Source organism: Pseudomonas sp. ANT_J12 (assembly GCF_008370045.1).
Lineage (GTDB): Bacteria > Pseudomonadota > Gammaproteobacteria > Pseudomonadales > Pseudomonadaceae > Aquipseudomonas.
In genome coordinates this window covers 139,182-155,526 of the sequence record NZ_VOBN01000011.1, presented here as the reverse complement: position 1 = coordinate 155,526, position 16,345 = coordinate 139,182, and the positions used below count along the sequence as shown (strand labels likewise).

11 protein-coding genes are annotated in these 16,345 nt (G+C 56.1%); all 11 read right to left on the bottom strand.

Annotation, left to right across the window (positions count from 1 at the left end; genetic code table 11):
• Positions 1–307: 307 nt before the first annotated feature.
• Positions 308–1,651: a putrescine-ornithine antiporter gene (gene potE / locus FQ192_RS22025; protein WP_149660432.1), complete on the bottom strand. Its 1,344-nt coding sequence runs from the start codon at positions 1,649–1,651 to the stop codon at positions 308–310.
• Between the two features lie 90 nt (positions 1,652–1,741).
• A complete protein-coding gene (locus FQ192_RS22020) occupies positions 1,742–3,925 on the bottom strand; it encodes an ornithine decarboxylase (protein WP_149660431.1) in 2,184 nt (727 codons plus the stop codon).
• Positions 3,918–6,272 carry an Orn/Lys/Arg decarboxylase N-terminal domain-containing protein gene (locus FQ192_RS22015; RefSeq protein ID WP_149660430.1) on the bottom strand — a complete coding sequence of 785 codons (2,355 nt, stop codon included), beginning with the start codon at positions 6,270–6,272 and terminating at the stop codon, positions 3,918–3,920. The genes FQ192_RS22020 and FQ192_RS22015 overlap by 8 nt, the downstream gene beginning before the upstream one ends.
• 630 nt (positions 6,273–6,902) lie before the next feature.
• Positions 6,903–7,661 carry a helix-turn-helix domain-containing protein gene (locus tag FQ192_RS22010; protein ID WP_256672334.1) on the bottom strand — a complete coding sequence of 253 codons (759 nt, stop codon included), beginning with the start codon at positions 7,659–7,661 and terminating at the stop codon, positions 6,903–6,905.
• Between the two features lie 57 nt (positions 7,662–7,718).
• Positions 7,719–8,300: a GNAT family N-acetyltransferase gene (locus tag FQ192_RS22005; protein ID WP_149660429.1), complete on the bottom strand. Its 582-nt coding sequence runs from the start codon at positions 8,298–8,300 to the stop codon at positions 7,719–7,721.
• Between the two features lie 34 nt (positions 8,301–8,334).
• Positions 8,335–9,552, bottom strand: a complete 1,218-nt coding sequence (locus FQ192_RS22000) for an acetate/propionate family kinase (RefSeq protein WP_149660428.1) — start codon at positions 9,550–9,552, stop codon at positions 8,335–8,337.
• Entirely contained in the window at positions 9,540–11,687 is a 2,148-nt protein-coding gene (locus FQ192_RS21995) for a phosphoketolase (protein ID WP_149660427.1), read from the bottom strand. Before FQ192_RS21995 ends, FQ192_RS22000 begins: the two co-directional genes overlap by 13 nt.
• A 24-nt stretch (positions 11,688–11,711) precedes the next feature.
• Positions 11,712–13,199 carry an NAD(P)H-hydrate dehydratase gene (locus FQ192_RS21990; RefSeq protein ID WP_149660426.1) on the bottom strand — a complete coding sequence of 496 codons (1,488 nt, stop codon included), beginning with the start codon at positions 13,197–13,199 and terminating at the stop codon, positions 11,712–11,714.
• A gap of 14 nt (positions 13,200–13,213) precedes the next feature.
• Positions 13,214–14,248 (bottom strand): alcohol dehydrogenase AdhP, encoded by a 1,035-nt coding sequence (adhP, locus tag FQ192_RS21985; RefSeq protein ID WP_149660425.1) that lies wholly within the window; start codon positions 14,246–14,248, stop codon positions 13,214–13,216.
• A gap of 77 nt (positions 14,249–14,325) precedes the next feature.
• Positions 14,326–15,708, bottom strand: coding sequence for an NAD-dependent succinate-semialdehyde dehydrogenase (locus FQ192_RS21980; RefSeq protein ID WP_149660424.1), 1,383 nt, complete (start codon positions 15,706–15,708; stop codon positions 14,326–14,328).
• Between the two features lie 130 nt (positions 15,709–15,838).
• Positions 15,839–16,321: a general stress protein gene (locus FQ192_RS21975; RefSeq protein ID WP_149660423.1), complete on the bottom strand. Its 483-nt coding sequence runs from the start codon at positions 16,319–16,321 to the stop codon at positions 15,839–15,841.
• Between the last annotated feature and the right edge of the window lie 24 nt (positions 16,322–16,345).

The following is a 16,345-nucleotide window of genomic DNA, read 5'->3' as shown; positions in this document are numbered from 1 at the left end:
TATAGGAAGTAAAAATACAATCTTGGGATTATACCCGGCTTAGGATTTAGGAATGAGTAGAACTCCAGATTGAGCGTTTCGGGTTCGGGCGGCTTGATCTTTGTCAGCAACAAGGCGAGACGGGTTTACAGTGCAGCAAGGTGCCAACCCAAATCGCCAGCGTCAGCCCCACCTGCCTAGGAATCACGTACACGGCGAACCGCCGCCCCATCGCGGAGACTTAGCCAGACGCCACGTAGCCAACTGGCAAGGTCAGTTTGGCGGACGTACTTTGGGTGACGTACCCAAGAAAAGTCGAATTTACTGACTACACCTTCTGAGGCCACTGAGCTTCCACGACTGGGGTATCGACCGTCATGAATCGACGACTGACAGTCCCATACAGGGTCCATCCGAGCATGGTGACAATACCGCCCAACATCATTGCATCGGCACCGGAGCTATAGAGCGCGTAGTAGCTATACGCAGCCGCGACATAGGCAATGCCATTGGTAAGCAAGGCCTTGCGAGGAGTGACACCAGCCGCCTTCTGAATCGTCATCAAAGCGGCCATCGACATCAAGTACGGGACCAGGTTGGTCACTACCGCCAGGTTGACGATCATGTCGAACTGTTTGCTCAGGTCCGGACTGATGGTCATCAGCGTCAAAACACTCTGACAGACCACCAGCACCAGCATGCCTACGATGGGGGTGCCGGACTTGGTCGTCTTGGCGAAGATCTTCAGGAAATAGCCAACATCGGCCGAGCTTTTGAACACTTGGGCAATGGTGAACTGCCAACCGAGCAGCGAACCGATACAGGCAATGATCATCAGCCCCATGACAATGTTGCCTATCAGTGGGGTGAACATGGTGGCGAACGCCAGCCCGAAGGGCGCGGTGGAGGCGGCAAGGTCCATGTTCGGCACAATCCCGGCGATCACATTAGTCGACGCGATATAGATGACCGCTGCACCGATCGTCCCGCCCAGTACTGCGATCGGCACATTACGCTCTGGATTTTCCACTGCGTCGGTGTTCGCACACGCCGATTCGAGACCAAGAAAGGCCCACAGGGTTATCGAAATCGATGCGCCAACCGCATGGAAAATCGGCATGTCGTGTGGGTTCCAGGCGGCAACGTACAGCGATGAGTCGAACCAGAACCAGCCCAGTATCGAAACCCCCAGCACCGGAATGATGACGCCCATGATGGTAACATTGCCGATCTGGCCGGTAATGTGGGGGCCGCCGAAGTTAGCGATGGTGGTCAACCACAGCAGCACCACGGTAGCTACCGCGACGCCGATAGGCGTCAACGTCACATGGAACAACTCCGTTGCATACCCCACCGCCGTAATCGCGATGGCAACGTTGGCGATCAGCAGCGACACGCCATAGGTGTAGTTAGACATGAAGTTGCCGGAGCGACCAAAGGCGTATTCGGCATACCCGCCCATACCGCCAGGCTTGCGGCTGAAACGCCCGCACTTGGCGAAGGCATAAGCCAGGGCCAGCGAGCCAAGTGCCGTCACGATCCACGAAAAAATCGAGATCGTGCCCACTTGTGCCAGCTTGGACGGCAGCAGGACGATACCCGACCCCAACATGTTGATGGCCGTTAGCACGGTGAGTTGCACCACGCTCATCTTCTTCACAACAGTGGCCATATTTGAACTCCAAAAACGCTCCTTCGCGGAGCGCTGCATTGCGGATAGACGAATACCGGGATGAACTTCCAGTGCCCACTCAGGAACGTTTTATTGCTTGATGACGTAGCCATACGCCCGAATGCGACCACCCTCTTCCGTCTTGAGGTAAACACCCTGTAATTCGGGATTGAAGCCAGGCAAGCGATTGATTGCATCCTGTAGCGCCAGGAAATAGCTCAGCGCCGCACCCGACCACACTTCACCGGGGACCACACACAGAACCCCCGGCGGATAAGGCAGAGCCCCTTCTGCGGCGATTCGTCCCTGGGCGTCTTCGAGCGCGATCAGCTCTACTTTGCCGCGCACAAACTCAAGATTCGCCTCGCGGGGGTCCATGACTACGGCGGGCATATGAGCTTTGCGGAACATGTCCTTTTGCAATTGTTTGACGTTATGTCCGGCGTAGAGCTGGTGCATTTCCAGGCACAACTGACGAATGCTGTAGTCCTTGTAGCGGGCTTCGTGGGCGCGATAGATACCCGGCAATACCTCGGCCAGCGGCGCGTCGTCGTGGATAAACCGCTCGAAGCGCGCGATCTGCGCGACCAGGTGCTGCATCTTGGCCTGGCTTTCGGCTGGCGTGAGCAAGAACAGAATGGAGTTCAGATCGCTTTTTTCAGGGACCATGCCGTACTGACGCAGGAACGTGGCGAGGACCCCGGCATGGATGCCGAACTCCGCGTATTCGCCCGTCGCCGCATCAATGCCCGGGGTGGTGAACAGCAATTTGCACGGATCGATGAAGTATTGATTCTCGGTATAGCCCTCGAAGGCGTGCCAGCGCTCCTCCGGATGAAACATGAAGAACCGTCGATTAGTGGCGATTTCATCGGTCGGATAATCCTGCCAGTAACGCCCGTCGATGGTCGGCGGCACGAATGGTCGAATCAAGGTGCAGTTATCCATCACCAATTTTCGGGCGTCGATACCGGCGCGAATGCATTCGTCCCAGAGCCTATGACCACTGCGACCGCTGTGCATCCGCGCATTGACATCGAGTGAGGCAAACAGCGGGTAAAACGGGCTGGTGGACGCCTGGGCCATGAACGAGTTGTTCAGCCGATGATGATTGCAGTAGCGCTCCTGGCCTTTGATGTGGCGATCCTTTTTATGGATCTGCGACGCCTGGGAGAAACCCGCCTGCTGCTTGTGAATCGACTGCGTGACGAAAATGCCAGGATCGTCTGGTCCCAGTTCGAGCAGCATCGGCGAGCAATCCTTCATCATCGGAATGAACTGCTCATAGCCGACCCACGCCGAGTCGAAGAGGATGTAATCGCACAGATGGCCGATGCTATCGACCACCTGCCGGGCGTTGTAGATGGTGCCGTCATAGGTGCCCAGCTGAATCACGGCCAGCCGGAATGGCCGGGGATCGTCTGCCTTGCCTGGCGCAACCCGACGCAACTCATCGCGCAGGTAAGATTCGTCAAAACAGTGCGCATCGATACCGCCGATGAAACCGTAGGGGTTACGCGCGGTTTCCAGGTACAGCGGCGTAGCGCCCGCTTGAAACAAGGCGCCCTGATGGATTGATTTGTGATTGTTGCGATCGAACAACACGACATCGCCCGGAGTCAGCAAGGCGTTGGTCACGACCTTGTTCGACGCTGAAGTGCCGTTCAAGACAAAATAGGTTTTGTCTGCGTTGTAGACTTTCGCGGCGCGCTTTTGCGCTTCCAGAGGCGCCCCTTCATGGATGAGCAAATCGCCCATTTCCACGTCGGCGTTACAGCGGTCGGCACGAAACAGTGTCTCGCCAAAGAAGTCGAAGAATTGGCGGCCGGCCGGGTGCTTGCGAAAGAACTGTCCGCCCTGATGTCCCGGGCAAGCAAACGTCGAATTGCCGCGCTCGACATAGTGTTTGAGCGCACCGAAGAACGGCGGCAGCAATGCTTCCTCGTATTGACTGGCCGCTGTTTCCAATTTGTCGCCGTAGTACTCGGCCTTACCGCTGCCCAAGTCGAACACGCCGCTGATTTGCAGCAGGACATGCTCAATGCTGGGCAGGTTTTCCCCAGACAATTCGTCCTTGGCGCTAACGGCAAAGAAGATCGGGATATCGAATCCGGATCGACTGATGACATCGAGCAAACCGTTTTGAACATCCGCGCCGGTAATCACGGCGGCAGCAACATCCGTCAGGTCGGTTTGAGAAAAGTCCACGACTTCACGCGAGGTTAAAAAACTGATGCGTGAGGCTGCGTTAGCGGCCACTTTTAGTTTATTCACCGATGTTATCCCTGTGGAAGGCCTGAGCCCCCAGTGCTGGAGCCTGTACCGGGGTTGTTATGCAGCGGACCAGATAACGCCCCTCTTCCACTTCGACGCCATGAGTGTCATGAGTGAACCCAGGGAAATGCCGGTCAAAGCTTTCCAATGCCTTGAGGTAGCCGAGTACCGCACCATCGGCTGCGCCAGCGTTCTCACCCGGCATCAACAATGGAATACCCGGCGGATAAGGTACAACGGCAGTGGCCACGGTACGGCCCGCCATCCTGTCGAGGGACACAATTTCCACGTTGCCGCGTACCAGTTGCTCATAGGCCATTACTGGGCTCAGATCAGGTACCGGTAACATCGAAAATGCTTGGGACATTGTTTCAGTGGTGCGCAACTCGGCCATCGCGACAAACATGGTTTCACAGAGGTCACGTAGCCCCATGCTTTGATAACGCAGCGGATGGGCGGTCAACAGCCCGGGCAAGACTCGATCCAATGGAGCGTTGGCGTCGTAATCGCGCTTGAAGTCGAGCAATGCGTTGACCAACGTCCCCCATTTGCCCTTGGTGACGCCGATGGAGAACAGCACCAGAATCGTGAAATCGGTGGTTTTCTCGACCACGATGCCCTGCCGGTCCAGGTAGGCCGTGACCACTTGGGCAGGTATACCCAGCTCGCCCATGCCGCCGACAGGCAGAATGCCCGGCGTGGTAATCGAAACCTTGATCGGGTCGAGCAGGCAATAGCCATCCTCTATATCGCCAAAGCCATGCCAGGCGGCATTGGGCTTGAGGAACCAGCAAGCCGGGTCGCTCGCCAGCAAGGCCTCGTCGGCGATATGAAAAGGTATTGTCTGGCCTGTCTTGGGCAAGGTCACCGTATCCGGCTGCCAGACATTGAAAAACCACTCATCGCGGCCTTGAAACTCGCCATTGAGCCGCGCGAGCATGCGCCGAAAGGCAATCGCCTCGCGAATGGCATCGCCTGTCAGGGCCTTGCCGCCCGGGCCGTCCATCATCGCGGCGCTGACATCGTTGGAGGCGATGATGGCGTAATTCGGCGAAGTCGAAGCATGCATCATGAACGACTCGTTGAATCGTGCATGATCGATAGGGCGCCGGCCGTCTCGAACATGAATCATCGAAGCCTGGGACAACGCCGCCAATAATTTGTGAGTGGACTGGGTGGCAAACACCGTCGGCCGGTCCGGGCCGTGATCGCCCGGCTCGCCATGCATGGCGAAACGTTCGCGATAAATCGGATTGAAGCGTGCATAGCCGAACCAGGCTTCGTCGAAATGCAGGCGGTCGACGCTAGCGCCCAGCAACTCCTCGACTCGCGACACGTTGTAGCAGAGGCCGTCATAGGTAGAGTTGGTGATGATCGCGTGCATCGGCGTCGGGTCGGTCCCATCAGTCACCAGCGGGTTGTTGGCGATGCTCTCGCGGATCGCCTCAACGGTCAGGTGCTGCGGGGGGATTGGCCCGATCAAACCGTAGTGATTACGCAGCGGCACAAGATAGGTGGGTATCGCCCCAGACATCGTCATGGCGTGCTCGACCGACTTATGACAGTTGCGGTCACACAGGGTGACCTGGCCACGGGTCACACTGGCCATCAGGATCACCCGATTGGAGGTCGAGGAACCATTGGTGACATGATAGGTGCGATGGGCGCCGAAGACCCTGGCCGCATACACTTCGCTGGCGCCGATGGGCCCGGAGTGATCGAGCAACGAACCGAGTTCACCGACAGAAATCGACAAGTCGGAACGGAACAGGTTTTCACCAAAAAAATCGAAGAACGCGCGCCCTACTGTCGACTTCAAAAAGGCTGTGCCACCGGTATGCCCCGGGGTGTGCCAGGAGTATTCATAGACCTGGGAAAAGCGTACCAACGCGCCGAACATCGGCGGCAATACCTCGTCTCGATAGCGCTGGATGGCCGCAATGATTCGCCCACCGATAAAGACGCTAGTGTCTTCCAGCAGCCAGATGAAATCATCCGATTTCTGCATGGCATCCAACGCAATGGTGGCTGCACTGCTGCGGTCGGCCAGGAGAAAAATCGGCACCGCTTCACTGCGTTCGCGCACGGCATCCAGCACGCTCATGGCTATCTCATGGCTGTCGTCCAGACTCAGGTCCCAATCGAGCAGCACACATTGCACCATCGGGTCGGAATGGATGATGGCAATCGCATCCAGTGCCGATTGCGCCAATATGACTTCCACCTGACGCCCTTCCAATACCTCGGCTAACTCTCTCACCGCGCGGCCTGCCGCCGTTTTATTTGAAAGCTCTTCATGTATGAGTAAGGCTTTCATACCGAGACGTCGTTGCTGCTCAAGGGGCATCGCAACCTCCAGATTGGATAGGTGAAGCCGGGAGCGAGTCAAGATTCTAACTCCGTAATCAATTGCGCAAGTGTATGTAGTCGAACGCGAACTATAATCAACGACAGAACCATACTTCGGAGTATTGCTCTACGGAATTCAGCTGGAATTGATTTATTTAATTGTTTTCAGTACGGTGTGACCGATACAAACCGTGGTTTCAGCTATTAGGTGAGCGTGATCGCAAAATCCATGTCGTATACCGTTACCGCTTGACTTCGACCAAAGTAAAAAACAAAAAGAGCAAAGCTCATCGGTAGATGCTTTTTACCCCACAACATTAATCGCGAAATAAACGCAGGCATGAAAAATTTTTGACTGTTGGGCTTGAGTGCCCACTTTCCAAAAATCCGCTCCGGAAATCACATTGACAGCCAATACTGCTTTTCCCCATAACTCTTTTCCTTCTCCGCAATCATAATGCGCGCGCTTAACTCAGGAAAGCATCGGAATCTACTCACGCAATACTGATTAAAACGATAGTTCGACCCAAAGGAAAGAGTGCTTAATCCTTTTGGATTGGCACAACCATGAGTAAATATACTCAGATCATTTATCGTATTCTTCCTTCATCGCTAAACCTTGTTTGTATCAGCTTCGCTGACAAAACTTTTCAAGCAGCGGTAAATCCATGATTTCGACGTTACGACCTTCAAAAGTCATAAGCCTTAGATCGCGCAGCCGCGCAATGGCTCGGCATATCGTTTCGGATCTGACGCCAATGTAGGATGCAATATCCTCACGCGACATACGCAGGTGGAAGCACTGCGCGGAGTAACCCCTCAGTGCAAAACCCCTGGAGAGACCGAGCACGAAGATTGCCAAGCGTTTTTCCGCATTGCAATGCCCCAGAGTGATCAACATGTTCTGGCTGCGGATAATTTCCCGGCTCAGCATTCTGTTCAAGCTCAACTGCAACAGAGGTAAATCCCGAGCGAGACGTTCCAACCGATGATAGGAAATCAGGCTGACTTCACTGTTTTCGAGTGCCAACGCTGTGCATACATGACGCTCTCCAGTGATTGCTTCTAACCCAATCGGTTCGCCGGACATTGCGAAACCCGTAACAAGGCTATGTCCTTGCTCGCTGACAAGAATGGTTTTAAAACTTCCAACCCGGACAAAATACAAATATTGCGAAGAACCGCCCGCATGATAGAGGTCGGCCCCCTTTGCAATACGCACTTTGTGAATGATTAATTCGTCAAACCGCTCGCGGTCCTCATCGGAGCATTTTGACGACAAAAAAAGATCATGAATTGCGGATTGATTAAGGGCTTTTATCGAAGGGTAAGGACGCGCAAAAAATGGCGTCAACGGCCTCGTTTGTTCGGTATTGATCAGCATCATTCACACTCCAGCATTTATCTATTGCGCGGCAATTCAGGAAGCCCATCAGCAGTAGTGTCAACCGAAGGCTGGCGTCAGGTCGAGTTCGTGAATGATCTCGTTATCGCCAGTTGCCGGGTATCGACTATGAAACCCAAGGCTGCGCGCCAGGCGATGCATGCCGAAGTTGTTAGTCTGGTGAATCGACATCATCTTTTTGAAGCCATTGCGTTGCGCCGCGACGATCAAGTGCTCCATCAATAGCGTCCCAATGCCTTGACGTTGCCAGCGATCCGCGACTACTACTGCACACTCACACTGCTGGACATCGGCAGAGTCGGCGTAACGGCTGATCCCGACCTCAATGAGATGCCCATTTTCATGAACCATCGCGATGTATGCCATTCGATTGCGGTAATCCACGTCCATCATCTGGTCCAGGAGTGACACGTTCTCGTGCCCCATCGCCCCGAAAAAACGGGTGCGAAACGACTCGGCAGACATCTGGTTAATAAACTCGAACTCGAGTTGGCGATCTTGCTCATGCAGCGGACGGATGAGTACGTGGGCGCCGTTGTTCAAGGCTTCGATCCAATGCTCATCGGGTGACGCGTGCCCCAGCGCCGCAAGAATTTTTTCTACTGCATAGTCAGTCAACATATTGAGTGCCTGTATCAAGGAGTGAAAAATGGCGTCAGGTGATGAGTTGCCAGGTATGGCGGGCAATTTCTTCGTCTTCCTGAGAAGCAAAAACTTGCACCGCACAAATGGATTCAGAGGTACTTATCAGGTCACTGCCCAACTGATTCAGCGTGCTGTCCAGGGACAAACCGATCCAGGCCAGCCCTTCACAAATCTGCGCGCGTACCGCGGCATCGTTTTCGCCAATCCCCCCGGTGAAGACCAACGTGTCGATACCCCCAAGCACCGCGATCATTGCAGCGATCTGCTTGTACGCCGAATAACAGAACATCTCGATCGCCAAGCGGGCGTCAGCCTCAGCCGGCGCCGCGATCTTTAGTGCGCACATGTCAGCGCTAAGTCCTGAGATACCAAGCAAACCGGATTGTCGATCAACCAACTCCTCGACCGCCGTCACATCAAGTCCTTTCTGGCGTATCAGGTAAATAAGGACCCCGGGGTCCAGGTCACCGCTGCGGGTGCTCATGATCATTCCACCGCTGGGGGTCAATCCCATGCTGGTGTCTACTGACTGACCTGCACGTACCGCGGTGATGCTCGCCCCGTTGCCCAAATGGGCGATGATCAGACGCTCGGGCAGACTGGACCCGAACCGCCGGACAATGGACTCGCAAGACAACCCGTGAAAGCCATAGCGCTGGACCCCCTGCATACAAAGCTCTCTGGGCAATGCCAGCACACGGGCAACCGCAGGCATTTGTGCGTGAAATCCCGTATCAAAACACATCACCTGTGCAACCTCCGGAAAGTGTCTGGAGGTTTCCTCAATAACTGACAGGGCCATCGGTGTGTGCAAAGGAGCAAAGTCGATCACCTGTTGCAGTTGCTCAAGCACCTGCAGGTTGATGCGACATGGCTGGCGAAACGCAGGGCCGCCATGTACGACGCGATGCCCTATGCCATCCAAAGGGCCCAATCGCGTCTGCTCCAACAAGCGTTCAATCTCATGCAACGCGTGCTTCGTCGTGATCATGGGCACAGCGTGTCCAATCAACGGGTGCTGGTGTGCGTCGATCGCATCAAAGCGCCCGGCCTGTGTATCGAGCGCCTGCGCTTCACCTGAAATCAATCTCAGGACGTGATCAAACGTGACTCGATAAACACCGAACTTGAGTGAGGACGAACCGCTGTTGAGCGCCAGAATAAGTCGCACCCGTCCAGAGTTCGGTTCGTCGTCCGGCTCGGCATTCGCGGGGTTCAGACTGTCCATTGCCAATCCCGTACATGCGGCAAGTCTTCGCCCTGCTCGCTGATGTATCGCTTGTGGCACTCGATCATGGTCCAGTAGCGCTCTCGTGCACGGTCAACTTCACTAGCCAGCCGCGGGATGCGTTCGATAGCGTCCAACGCCAACTGGTAACGGTCCAGATTGTTGAGCACCACCATGTCGAACGGCGTGGTGGTTGTGCCCTCGTCACGGAAACCGCGTACATGAAAGTTGTCATGATTGGAGCGTTTGTACGTCAACTTATGGATCAGTGCGGGGTACCCGTGGAAGGCAAAAATCACCGGCCTGTCATGGGTAAACAATTCGTCGAAATCCTTGTCCTGCAGGCCGTGGGGATGCTCGCTATTGGGCTGCAAAACCATAAGATCAACCACGTTGACCACACGAATGCGTATATCGGGGATGTACTCGCGCAACAGCGTAACGCTGGCCAGCGTCTCAAGCGTCGGCACGTCGCCGGCACAGGCCATGACGACATCCGGCCCCTCCGATCCCTCAGTCCCCGCCCAGTTCCAGATTCCCGCCCCGGCAGTGCAATGACGATGCGAGGTCAGCAGGTAGTTAAGCGACGCGATCGGCTTACGCCACGCAATGGCCTTCGATTCTTTGAGCCACTTCGCGTATTGGTTGAACATTGAGTCGATGATGTGGATGAACGCTTCATAGCAGGAAAACAGGCCGTGGCGCCCGGTTAACAAGTAGCCCTCAAGCCACCCTTGGCACAGGTGTTCGCTCAAGACTTCCATCACACGGCCATCGGCGCTGAGATTGAGATCGATCTCTTCAATCGCGGCCAGCCAGGCTTTGCCAGTCACCTGATACACCGCATCCAGACGGTTCGATGCGGTCTCGTCAGGCCCGAACAGCCGAAAATTGCTGGATTCGAGATTGCGCTGCATGACGTCGCGCAGATAGTTACCCAGTACGCGAGTCGCTTCGGCCCTGACTGCACCGGGTCGGTTAACGGGGACAGCATAATCGTGGAAGTGAGGCAGCGACAACGGACGCAACAGCTCTCCCCCGTTGGCGTGAGGGTTGGAGCCCATTCGCTGATGGCCGGTCGGAGCCAGTTCAGCCAGCTCGGCACGAAGTTGGCCGTTTTTGTCGAACAGCTCTTGCGGCCGATAGCTGCGCAGCCACGACTCAAGCTGTTGCAGATGTTCAGGTTTGCTGAAGTCGGCAATTGGCACCTGGTGTGCACGCCAGGTGCCTTCGACTGGCAGTCCGTCGACACACTTGGGCCCGGTCCAGCCTTTGGGGGTGCGCAAGATAATCATCGGCCACGTCGGCCGTTGCGGTCTTTCACCTTTGGGTGCCTGACGGGCTGTTGCCTGAATGTCGCGAATGCTCTGCATAACGGTATCGAGCGTGGCCGCCAGTGCTTGATGCACCAGCAACGGGTCATCGCCCTCGACGAGATAAGGCTCATAGCCATAACCCCGCATGAGCGAGATCAATTCCTCGTAAGGGATACGTGCCAACACACTCGGGTTGGCAATCTTGAAACCGTTGAGATGCAGAATCGGGAGTACGGCGCCATCACGAATCGGATTGAGGAATTTGTTCGAGTGCCAACTGGCTGCCAGCGCGCCGGTCTCGGCTTCACCATCACCAATCACGCAGGCAACGATCAACTGTGGATTGTCGAAAGCCGCCCCGAAAGCATGCACTAGGGAGTAACCCAGCTCCCCACCTTCATGGATGGATCCGGGTACTTGCGCCGAGACGTGACTGGAAATCCCGTTTGGCCAGGAAAATTGACGGAAGAGCCTGCACAGCCCGTTGCGATTACGCTCGATCGCTGGATAACGCTCGGTATATGAGCCCTCGAGATAGGTCTGCGCAACGATACCGGGGCCACCATGGCCAGGCCCCGCAATGAAAATCATATCGAGGTCAAAAGCTTTGATCACCCGATTGAGGTGCACATAAAGCAAATTCAAACCCGGCGTTGTCCCCCAATGGCCCAGCAGTCGTGGCTTTAGGTGTTTAAGTAACAAGGGCGCTTCAAGCAAGGGGTTGTCTTGCAAGTAAATCTGCCCGACGGACAGATAGTTGGCTGCCCGCCAATAGGCATCCATGACCTGTAACTGTTGAGTCGTAAGTCCCTGGCGCATTGCTTTCTCCTTAGCGGATGGCTATCAGCTGTACAGCCGACGGAACACCGCGGGCAACAGTTCCGGCAGATCTTCTGCCATTAATCCAGGGCCGAATTCCGCAGCCGCCGCGCCGTGCAACCAGACTCCCGCAGCGGCACTGTCAAAGGCCGACATTCCTTGCGCGAGCAGGCCCAGGATAATTCCACTCAAAACGTCGCCCGTGCCAGCGGAGGCCAATGTTGGCGGCGCATTGGCGTTAATGATTGCTCTGCCATCCGGGGCGGCAATCACGGTGTCACTGCCTTTGAGGACGACTACCGCCCCGCTACGCCGGGCGGCGGCTCGGGTGCGGGTCAGCTTGTCGCCAAAGGGATCAAAAACACGACGGAACTCATTCTCATGGGGCGTCAGTACGCAAGGACCGTGAATGGCTCGATCCAGCGCACCGGGTTCATCCTGAAATGCGGATATCGCATCGGCGTCGATGATGGTTGGGCGGCCAGTGGCAAGCATTGCCAGTGCATGGCCGAAGGTTTCCTTGTCCACCCCGGCACCCGGGCCGATCAACCAGGCGGAAAAGCGACTGCCATTAAGCAAGTGACCAAAATCTTCCGGCGTCACCCATGGACGCACCATGATGCTGTTCAGCGCTGCGGCGTAAATGGGGAACGCTATTTCAGGCACCGCAATGGTCGTGAGCCCAGCCCCGGCTCTTGCTGCACCTCTGGCAGCCATTCGGGCAGCACCGGTCATTGGATACCCGCCAAAGATCAGTGCATGGCCACGGCTATGTTTGTCGGTGTCAGCCTTGGCTTGCGGCAGGTTGGCCAGCCACAACGCGGGATGATTCTCAAACGTCTGGGGTGCGATGGAGTCGATCACCGCTTTGGGAGTGCCAATGTCGGCAACGATAACTTCGCCGCACAGGTCCCTCCCCGGTAGCAGCAGATGACCTGGTTTTTTGCGGAAAAAAGTCACGGTCAGGGCTGACGATACCGCCCCTAACGCTTCTCCGGTATCGCCCATTACCCCGCTAGGTGTATCAATTGCGACGATGGGTGCGGTGCCATGGCTGGCGGCGGCAAGCGTTTCCAGCGCCTGGCCTTCCAATGGGCGACTGAGACCTGCCCCGAACAGAGCGTCAACGATCAATTCGGCACCTTCGAGCACCGAGGGACTCAACGCTTCCACTTCCCCGCTCCATCGCTGGGCATGTTGCCGCGCTTCGTCTTTGAGGCTGAATCGGCTACCCAGCATTGCCACCCTCACCAGCCAACCGGCTTCTGCCAGCAGATGCGCGGCGACAAAACCATCACCACCGTTGTTACCTGGCCCGCACAGCACCAGCACAGGTCTTGGTGTCCAGCGGCACTCGATTTCGTGCGCCACTGCCGCACCGGCATTGGCCATCAATTCAAAAGAGGACACACCGGCAGCGACCGATCGCCGATCAACATCCGCCATCTGCCGAACTGTCAGCACGGCAGTCTGGCGACTAGTCAGTACAGACTCGGAAATCAACATATTCATGCTCTGCCACTCTTTCAAAGCGCACTGAAGTCAATGACCACTCGCGATGGAACATCACCGCGTTCGAGGCGCTCGAAAATCTGGTTGATCGCCGACAACGGCTGCAATTCGATGTCTGCCTTGACCTTGCCCTGAGCAGCAAAGGCCAGAGCCTCGGCCATGTCCTGGCGATTGCCTACAAACGAACCGCGAACGGTGATGCAATTGGCGACCACGTCGAATAGCGGCACTGGAAACTCACCCGGCGGCAACCCCACCAGCACACAAGTCCCGTGTTTACGCGTCATGGCGACGCCTTGATTGAATGCGCTGAGCGAAGGCGCCGTGATCAGCACACCATGGCCACCGCCGCCAGTAGCCTCTTTTACCGCTTCGACCGGGTCGCCCGTTTTTGCGTTAACCACGGCATCGGCTCCAAGCCGGGTGGCATGGGCCAGTTTGCGGTCATCAATATCAACGGCGCAGACTCGCAGCCCCATGGCCTTGGCATACTGAACCGCCAGGTGACCCAGTCCGCCCACACCAGAAATCACAATCCACTGTCCGGGCCGGGCACCGGTTTCCTTGATGCCTTTGTAAGTCGTGACGCCGGCACAAATGATCGGCGCCGCCTCTCTTGGATCAAGGCCATGGGGAATGTGCGCGACGTAGTTCGGGTCGGCCAGAATGTATTCGGCAAAGCCGCCGTTCTTTGTGTAGCCGCCGAATTGTGCTTGGGCACACACAGTCTCCCAAGCCGACAGACAGTATTCACAATGCCCGCAGGCCGAATACAGCCACGGCACACCGACCCGCTCGCCTTCCTTGACACTGGTTACTCCGGCTCCGAGTGCTGTGACGATACCGATGCCTTCGTGTCCCGGAATAAAAGGCAAACCCGGTTTGAGCGGCCAGTCGCCACGAGCCGCATGCAGGTCGGTATGACAAACCCCGCAGGCCTCGGTACGAACTAGAATCTGCCCGGGACCGGGGGTTGGAATATCGCAACGTTTAAGCACCAGCGGCTGGCCGAATTGTTCAACGACGGCAGCCTGCATTTGGAGTGTCATGGGAGCTTCCTTTTTGAGCGGTCCCGTACGTGGGGCCACATGAAGTGACAAGAGCCCTGAATGCGCGCCAAGCGCTCTTAAACCGGAGCGTCGATGGAGACGTAACGCACCAGTTTTTTGTTAACGAAGGCCTGGATGCCCATATCGCCCAACTCACGCCCGTAACCGGAGTTCTTAATCCCGCCGAAGGGCAACTCAGCATCTGACCAGCTGATGTTGTTGATAAACATCATGCCGGTATCGATCCGGCTAGCGACTCGCAGACCACGGCCTACGTCCCTTGTGAACACCGAGCCACCTAGGCCGAAATCCGAGTCATTGGCTAGCGCGATCGCCTCTTCTTCATCCTTGACCCGGAAAAAAAGCGCGACAGGGCCAAAGAATTCATCTCTGAAAGCCGGATTGTCGGGCGCAATGTTGGTCAGGATGGTCGGACTCATGTAAGCGCCCGGACGACGAATTCTCTCGCCACCAAGCAGTACCTCGGCGCCGTTAAAAACAGCGTCTTCGACCTGTGCCAACAATTGTTGCAGGGCGGACTCAGTCGACATGGGTCCCAGTGTTGTGCTTTCGTCCATCGGATTGCCTGGCTTAAGCGCGGCCAGTGCTGCCTGAAAGCGCTCGATAAATACATTTGCGACTTCTTCAAGCACGATAAAACGCTTGGCGGCGCAACAGGTTTGCCCGCAGTTGTACATACGGCCCCAGACCGCCCATTTGATGGCGAGGTCGAGGTCGGCGTCCTCCAGGACGATAAATGCGTCGCTGCCGCCCAGTTCCATCGATGAAGGCTTGAGGTTGGCTCCGGCCCTCGCCGCGAGACTGCGGCCGGCGGCTACGCTACCCGTCAGGGCGACACCTTTGATGCGTGCGTCGTCCACTACGCGGTCCGACTGCTCATGGGAAATCATCAGGTTGGTGTAGAGGCCCAAGGGTGCTCCGGCCTCGACCAACAGCGACTCGAAAGCCATCGCGCATTGCGGAACACAACCGGCGTGCTTGACCACCAACACATTGCCCGCCATGAGATGCGGCCCTGCGACACGTGCCAATTGGTAAAAAGGAAAGTTCCAGGGTTCAACGCCGAAAATCACCCCGATAGGGCTGCTTTCCACATGGGCTTCGCCCTGTTGGGGGTGGAGTCTTCGGCGTGCTAAAAAACGCTCAGCATTCTTTGCGTAATAATCCAGAATATCGGCGCTGAAGGTCACTTCACCACTTGCTTCGCTGATGCGTTTCCCCATCTCCAATGTTGCCAGTCGAGCCAAATCATCAATCCTGGAATGCATCAGTTCTGCCGCCCTGCCAATCACTGCGGCACGTTGCGCATAAGAGGTGTGTTTCCAACTCTGAAAACAATGATCTGCGGCAGCAAGCTTTTCTTCCAGCTCGAGATCGCTGATTTGTTCAAAGCTTTCCAGCAACTGGCCGTCACTGGGATTAACACTTGTATAAGCCATGACGAATGCCTTCACTTGAGTGAACACAGGCCGATGGATTTCGGCTGAGAGCCCACAAGGGTTATTCCCTATGGGAGTGCTCTGGTAGTGGCTAAATGCGCAGCTCTCTCGAAACGAAAGCGCCCTGATTTCAATCCCCGAGCACAGCTCGCACCGCATCGATATCGTGGCTGCTGCCATGCACCATCAATAAATACTCGTCAGCCTTGAGGGCAGTTTCGTATTTGATGACCTGGTCTTTGCTTAACCCCATATTTAAAAGCGCTGCGCCGAGTGCGGAGACACCGCCGACAATCACAGCGCCCTCCAGCGCACTCACCAACATGGCCACCAAAGGACCCGCCAAGGCAACGAGCCCCAGGCCAGGTAGGAAGAAAAATGCCGGAGTAATAAGCAGCCCCCAGACACTGCCCCAAAGAGCTCCCATAGCGCCCCAAGACTTTACTTTGTCTCCCAACTGGTAAAACCCGATCGGGTGTTCTTCCGTGTGATAGCCCTTACCCACGATAGAGAGTTTCTTTACGTCAAAGTCTGCCTGGCTCAGAGCACGTATCGCACTTTCGGCTTCGGCATGGGTTTTAAAGATGTAGAAATCAGAACGGTTAATGCTCATGGTCTGAGGCCTGCTCATGGGGTC